The sequence below is a fragment of the Syntrophorhabdaceae bacterium genome, from assembly GCA_028713955.1.
Lineage (GTDB): Bacteria > Desulfobacterota > Syntrophorhabdia > Syntrophorhabdales > Syntrophorhabdaceae > UBA5609.
Window position 1 is genome coordinate 1 of the sequence record JAQTNJ010000155.1, and the last position, 7,385, is coordinate 7,385.

Genomic DNA, 7,385 nt, shown 5'->3' on the forward strand with positions numbered 1-7,385 from the left:
TCAATCGTTTCACCGTCTATGGCAGGACGCGATCAGCAGTTAAAAAAGGGCTGGACGAAATGAAAGCCTTCAGGGCGGCAGGGTTGGACCGTATTCACTTCGGCATCGAAAGCGGGAACGATAGGGTGCTCGAGTTCATGAAGAAGGGGGTCACCGGCGAAGAACATATCATTACATGTCAGAAAACAAAGGATGCGGGCATATCGGCTTCTGTATATGTAATGCCTGGACTGGGCGGCGCGAGATGGTCACAAGAACACGCCCTGGATACGGCGAGGGTGCTTACCGAGGCAAGGGCTGATTATATCCGTCTCAGAAGCCTCGAGATCTTTCCGAGAACAGGTCTCGCAGAGGCTGCAGCGAAGGGTGAATTCGAAGAGGCAACAGAAGAGCAGGTCGTGCAGGAGATAAGGACACTCGTTGAAAATATCAAGACCGATACGACAATCGTAAGCGACAGCGCGTCAAACCTTCTGGATGTGAGCGGGAGCTTACCTGCGGACAGGGACAAGATGCTGAAGGTCATCGATGAATATCTTGCCCTTTCCCCGAAAGGCAAACTCGCCTTCAGCCTCTCTTCACGTCTCCGCTCCTTCATGGGCCAGTACGGGGGGCTGACGCAGGACATCGTCGCCGCGCTCCAGCCATACATCCAGGGGGATCAGATCAATGTCTCCACGGCCTCCGAAGAGGAGATACAGACAATCATCAGGCTCATACGTTCAAAATTAATGCCATAATAACAAGATCGTATATCGTCATTCGTATATCGTATATCGAAATGTAAAGAAAATCGTTCGGCGCAATGCGTTCGGCGTTCGGCGTAAAAACGCGCTGCTTGTCGCGTAAATTCGTGAAAGCCCTGTCTCGCGCCCACTCTCTTCGTTCGTTGCGGTTTAAGTTTACTTCTGCATCGAAGATGCATGAAGTGTGAGCAGGATCAGGCAGTCTCATGATACTGCTCACTGATATATTTCTTGTCTTTCTCTGCGGTCTCAGCGGCTCTGCGAGAGACAAGGCATTAAAAGACTTTTTTCTCACGCCCAGTCGCTGCGCTCCTTCGAGACGCAGAGGGCGCAGAGGAAGCCTTATGCTTTCACGGGCAATTAAAGCATTGAAAGTCAAGAACGGCGTGGTATAATTGTGCGATGGATTGTGACACATTTGTCAACGCCCTCCGGACATTCTTAAAAGACGATCAGATCATCCTCGACAAGGAAGGACTTTCGCATTTTTCCTATGATGCAACGGAAAGACAGTCCATGCCCCAGGTCGTCCTTATGCCTGAAACGACCGAAGAGGTCTCGAAGATCATGCAGCGTGCCTGTGAGTTCGACGTCCCTGTCACACCACAGGGCGGCAGGACGGGGCTCTCCGGAGGCGGGATACCATTAAAGGGCGGGGCGGTGCTTTCCCTGCTCCGGTTCAAAAGGATCATCGAGATCGACGAGAAGAATATGCTCGCGGTGGTAGAGCCAGGGGTGATCTCCAGCGATTTCCAGCAGGAATTACGGAAGTACAACCTCTTTTTTCCACCTGATCCTTCAAGTACTGTTGAGAGCACCCTGGGCGGAAACGTGGCTGAAAACGCCGGTTATACACGGGCTGTAAAATACGGCGTAACGCGGGATTATGTCCTCGGCCTGGAGGCAGTCCTTCCCGATGGCGAGGTCATACAGGTTGGCCGCAAGACCGTTAAAAACGTTACGGGCTATGATATGACAGCCCTTCTTGTCGGTTCCGAGGGGACCCTCGCGATCATTACGAAGATCACCTTCAAACTCCTTCCGAGGCCAAAGGTAAGAAAAACCATAATCTTATATCTCAATAACCTCGTACACGCCGCGGATCTGGTGGTACAGGTCTTCAGGGCCGGCATCATACCCTGCGCCATGGAGCTTGTTGACAACATGACGATCAATGCCATTGCCGATTACATCAATACACCGCTGAAACGTGAAGCCGACGCGCTGGTTCTCATCGAAGTGGATGGTCACCACGACGGCGCTGTGAGTGACGAGGCGCAGGAGATCCTCTCATTGTGCAACAGCTTTGATGGTGTCATAGAGGCACGGCTCGCGGGAAACGAGGAGGAGGCCGAGCGTTTCTGGATAATACGGCGGGAGGCGCTCCCTGCGCTGAAGGCCCTGAAAAAAGACCATCTCGAGGCAGATGTGGTGGTACCCCGTTACAAGCTGCCCTTTCTTGTAAAAGCTATCGGGGAGATCGAGCACAGTCCGGCGATCAGGATCGCCACCTTCGGACACGCAGGGGATGGGAACCTCCATGTAACAATAATGCACCGCCGGAGGAACTTCGCCGAATTGGATGAGGCATACAGTATTCTGGAGACGGTCTATAAAAAGACCGTCGAGATGGGCGGCAGCTTGACGGGTGAGCACGGCGTCGGCATTACCGTTAAAGACTATCTCGGCCTGCAGATGAGCGATGCGGAGATAGCGCTGATGAAAAGAATAAAAGGCGCATTTGACCCCAAGGGCATCCTCAATCCAGGAAAGATATTTACAGATAATGGCAAAACCGCCGGCACGACAGATCAAACTGGTGCAAGCGAGGTAAAATACCGCTCAATCGTGGAGTCAACCGATGACGCCATCTATATGGTCGATGCGGATTGCAGATACCTTTTTGCCAACGAAAAGGTCCTGACAGGGCTTGGCCTGCCCGAGGACGCCGTCATCGGGAAAAGATATGGGGATTTCCATACCTTTGAGGACGCCAGGGAGTTCCGGAATGTTGTTGAGAGGGTTTTTGAGACAGGAAATTCTCACCGGTATGAACATAAAAATAACAAGGAAGAGCGTTATTTCCTGAGGACGCTGAGCCCTGTAAAGGACGTTCTCACACAACAGACAAAACACGTAACGGTAATCTCCAAGGAAATAACGGAGTTGAAAAAGACAGAGGAAAAATTAAAATATCTCAGTCTCCATGATGTCCTCACCGGCCTTTACAACCGCGCATACTTTGAAGAGGAGATGCACCGCATCGATACCGGCCGCTTTGATCTCGTTGGCCTCATTATCTGTGATATCGACGGGCTGAAGCTTGTCAACGACACGCTGGGGCATGACCAGGGCGATGAGCTCATCCGGACCGCATCAAGGGTCATTAAGGAATCCTTCCGTGAAAGTGACGTTGTTGCAAGGGTAGGCGGCGACGAATTCGCCATACTCCTTCCCAACAGTCCCCAGTCAAAGGTAGAGAATATCTGCACGAGGATCAAAAATGCTATTGCGTCATATAACACAACAAATCCAAAGTTGCCTTTAAGTATCTCAACGGGATACGCGGTACGGAGCGGCTACACAAAAAACGTCTCCGAACTTTACAGGGAAGCCGATAACAACATGTACAAAGAAAAACTATACAGCAGCCAGAGTGCACGGAATGCGATCATCCGGAATCTCATAAACACCGTTGAGACAAAGGGGTTGATAACCAAGGATGCGTGTGAACGCTTTCAAAGAATGGTCATTGCCCTGGCTGGTGCTGTCGATCTGCCGGAAGAGCGTATTAAAGACCTTCATCTCCTGGCACAATTTCACGATATAGGCAACGCCGGTATCCATGAGCATATCCTTTTCAAGCCGGATCGTTTCACCGCAGATGAACTCCTTGAGGTGCAGAAACATACTGATATAGGCCATCGCATCGCCCAGGCTGCGCCGGAGCTCAACCATATTGCCGATCTCATTCTCAAGCACCATGAGTGGTGGAACGGAAACGGCTATCCCCTTGGCTTAAAGGGCGAGAAGATCCCGCTGGAGAGCAGGATAATAGCGCTGGCAAGCGCCTACGACGCCATGACGAGTCCGCGTCCTCACAGGGGCGCGATGTCACAGCAGGAGGCGATTGCGGAATTGCGCAAATTTTCCGGAACCCAGTTCGACCCCCACCTCGTCGACAAATTCATTGAAACAATAAAAACAGTCGATAGTCGTTAGTAGATAGTAGATAGTATAAAAACAATCGATAGTAGATAGCTGTCAGCACGCAGCCGTCAGCGGCAAACCCGTAAGTCGTGAGGCGAGGACAACCGTAATTCGTAATTCGTGAGACGTAAGTGGAAAAACACAAGGTGCGAGAAGCGAAGTGACGCAGCGATCCCATAGAATATGATCAATTGAATGAGATTGCCACGCTTCGCTCGCAATGACAAAGTGCACGGCCTATCACCCATCACCTTCCACTTCTCACATTCTATAAGGTTCATCTAATTACGAATTACGATTCACGAATTACGAGGGTCTTTCACTTTTCACTGCCTTAAGGTCCGTGAACGCAAACGCCTCGCCGTCGAAGAGCCCCCTGTCGCTCAGTTTGAGGCTCGGTATAACAAGCAGGGCCATAAATGAAAGGGTCATGAAAGGTGCGCGGAGAGATGACCCGAGTTGTTTTGCAAGGCCACTGAGCCTTGAATATTGTTCCGCGACCATAAAACCATCCTCATCGGTCATAAGTCCCGCCACGGGCAGCGGAAGCGTCTCTGCGATGTTGTCGTACGCAACTGACAGGCCGCCCTTATTCCTGATGACGGCGTTCACGGCGTTGCATATATCTTCGTCTGTAACCCCGACAGCAATGATGTTATGGGAATCATGGGCAACGGATGCAGCGATCGCGCCCTTTTTCAACCCGAAATTCCTGACAAAGGCAACAGCGGGTAATGCGTCCCTGTAGCGGTTCACAACGGTCAGCTTGAGTATGTCCTGTTCGATATCCGATGTAATGACCCCGTTGTAAGGCTGCAACCGAGCCTGAATCCTGCCGGTGATGACCTGGTCGTTGATCGCCCCGATAACATTGATCCTTCCCTCTGAGCTGAGCACGGTAAATTCATCGGCCCTTTTCTTCCCGGCGCTGAAATTGTTGACATGGGGAGAGGTCCCGTGCGGTATCAGCGATTCCCCTTTTTCAGAAACAAGCCTTCCTTTGATGTACGTCTTCAGTATGTTCATGTCCCGGAGGTTGTCTACCTCAATAAAATCCGCATCATCGCCTGTTCTGAGGAGGCCCACGTCGAGCCCGTAATGCAGGACAGGGTTCAGGCAGGCGCAGCGCAGGACCGTCATCGTATCGATACCCATATCAAGGGCCCTTTTGACAAGCAGATTGATATGCCCCCTGACGAGGTCGTCAGGATGCAGGTCATCGCTGCAGAACATACACTGTGAAGGGTATTGTGGGATAAGCGGGCTCAGGGCATCAAAATTTTTCGCCGCGGTGCCTTCCCGGACCAGAATGTTCATGCCGAGGGAGAGCTTTTCTTTCCCTTCATCGTACGTGAAGGACTCGTGATCGGTCGATATTCCGGCGCTTATATACTTCTCCAGCTCTTTTCCCCTCAAGCCCGGGGCATGGCCGTCAATCGGCTTTTTGTATTGTTTTGCGAGCGCTATCTTTGCCATTACATCCGGATCATCGTTGATGACGCCGGGGAAGTTCATCATCTCGCTTAAATACCTGATCTCACTTTTTTGCAGCAAGGTCTCCACGGCATCTGGATCAAGCGCTGCGCCCGCTGTTTCAAACTGCGTTGCAGGCACGCAGGATGATGCCCCGAAAAAGAATTTGAAAGGAACAGACCTTCCATTCCCGACCATATAGGAAACGCCTTCAATACCAAGCACATTCGCGATCTCATGGGGATCTGAGACCGTGGCAACGGTACCATGCCGCACCGCCAGCCGGGCAAACCCGGCGGGGACAAGCATTGAGCTTTCAATGTGCATGTGCGCATCGATGAAGCCGGGCATGATACATGTATCATATCGTCCGTCATCCCTCACGATGCTTGCGATAATCCCGTCCTTTATTTCTATTGTCCCCGGAAAGATGGTGCCGTTGAGGACATCAACGATATTGGCGGAAAGTTTCATAAAGGTTCTGCGTGCAGGCGTATATGGGGTATGCCTTTATTTGCTTTGCTTTGCCTTTATGATCTTTGTCTCTTTATACGCCCGCATATAGGCGTTGATGTTCTTCTGGGCAATGACGCCAAAACGTGCACGGACGGGCCCTTCCAGAGCATCCAGCGCCACCATGTTCGTCGCTTTGATGAGCGCTCCGAGCATGGTCGTGTTCGTAATCGGCACACCAAGTTCTTCCTTTGCAATATGGGATGCGTCGACGATGGCAATATTGCAGCCGGGGAACAATTTTTTCACCTCTTCTGCCGATTTATTCGAATTTATGACGATAAATCCATTTTGCTTAAGACCTTCTGCCGGATTTACAGCCCCCAGCAACGTGGGGTCAAGGATGATCACGTTATCCGGTTTGTATATCTTCGACCGGAGCCTTATCGGATTGTCCGAAACCCTCAGGAATGCTTGCACCGGCGCCCCTCTCCGTTCAGGTCCGAAACTCGGGAATGCCTGCGCGTACTGTCCTGTTCCTATTGCTGCCTGGGCCAGCAGTTCCGCAGAGGTTACCGCCCCCTGACCTCCTCTTCCATGTAATCTCACCTCTATCATCTATTTTTCTCCTTTCACTACAGATATGTTTTTTACTCTCCATTCTGTGCCTTTTTGTGAATCGAGCAGGATAATTCCCTTCTCCAGGAGCATCTTCCGAATCTCATCCGCCTTCTGATAGTCTTTGTTCTTCCTTGCCTCTGTTCTTTCTTCGATCGTTTTTTCCAGTGAAGATAATTGGAGGCCCTCACGGGTCAGATGCCGCATCTTTTCCTGTGATTCAAACGTATCCAGGTCATTGTTCAACAGGCCAAGCTGGTTTGCCAGGGACAGAAAAAGATTATTTACATATGCAATATGAGGGATACTGCTCTCATCCTCCTCGTCAACCATTTTGTTGACCATCCTGGAGAGCTCAAAGACATTGGCAAGGGCGAGCGCCGTGTTGCAATCATCATCCATTGCTTCATAGAATTCCTTTTCAAGGACATCGGCGTCAGAATATGGCAGGGGGCTTACATCGTTCATCTTTGTCTTCTCAAGGGCCCTCTCAACGGTGTAGTAAAGCCGGTGAAGGGCGCTGTTCGTATCTTCGATCGATTTTTCATTGTAATCAATAGGGCTTCTGTAATGGGTCGACAGAAAGAAGAGCCGCAATACCTCCGGATGGTATTCACCGAGGAAATCCCGTATCAGCAGGGTGTTCCCGATGGACTTGGACATCTTTTCTCTTTCGATGTTGACGAAACCGTTATGCATCCAGTATTTAACGAACATCGTACCCGTTGCTGCCTCTGTCTGGGCCCGTTCGTTTTCATGGTGGGGGAATATAAGATCCTTGCCGCCGCCGTGGATGTCAAAAGGATTGCCGAGGTATTTTGTGCTCATAGCAGAACATTCGATATGCCAGCCGGGTCTTCCGCTTCCGAAGGGCGCGTCCCATGC

The 7,385-nt window shown here is 51.0% G+C and carries 5 protein-coding genes; 2 read left to right on the forward strand and 3 right to left on the reverse strand.

All coding sequences use genetic code 11. From position 1 onward, the window contains the following. Positions 1–740: radical SAM protein (locus PHU49_12085; protein ID MDD5244746.1), on the forward strand; the 740-nt coding region annotated here is incomplete at its 5' end. Positions 741–1,148: 408 nt separating this feature from the next. Next, the gene (locus PHU49_12090; protein MDD5244747.1) at positions 1,149–3,968 is read left to right on the forward strand and encodes an FAD-linked oxidase C-terminal domain-containing protein; all 2,820 of its coding nucleotides are present in this window, start codon (positions 1,149–1,151) and stop codon (positions 3,966–3,968) included. Positions 3,969–4,262: 294 nt separating this feature from the next. Here the strand turns inward: PHU49_12090 and ade are convergent, their stop codons facing one another. From ade to PHU49_12105, 3 genes are all read right to left on the reverse strand, one after another. Continuing rightward, positions 4,263–5,903, reverse strand: a complete 1,641-nt coding sequence (gene ade, locus PHU49_12095; GenBank protein MDD5244748.1) for an adenine deaminase — start codon at positions 5,901–5,903, stop codon at positions 4,263–4,265. A gap of 36 nt (positions 5,904–5,939) precedes the next feature. Continuing rightward, positions 5,940–6,500 (reverse strand): 2-oxoacid:acceptor oxidoreductase family protein, encoded by a 561-nt coding sequence (locus tag PHU49_12100; GenBank protein MDD5244749.1) that lies wholly within the window; start codon positions 6,498–6,500, stop codon positions 5,940–5,942. Beyond that, positions 6,501–7,385: class I tRNA ligase family protein (locus PHU49_12105; protein ID MDD5244750.1), on the reverse strand; the 885-nt coding region annotated here is incomplete at its 5' end.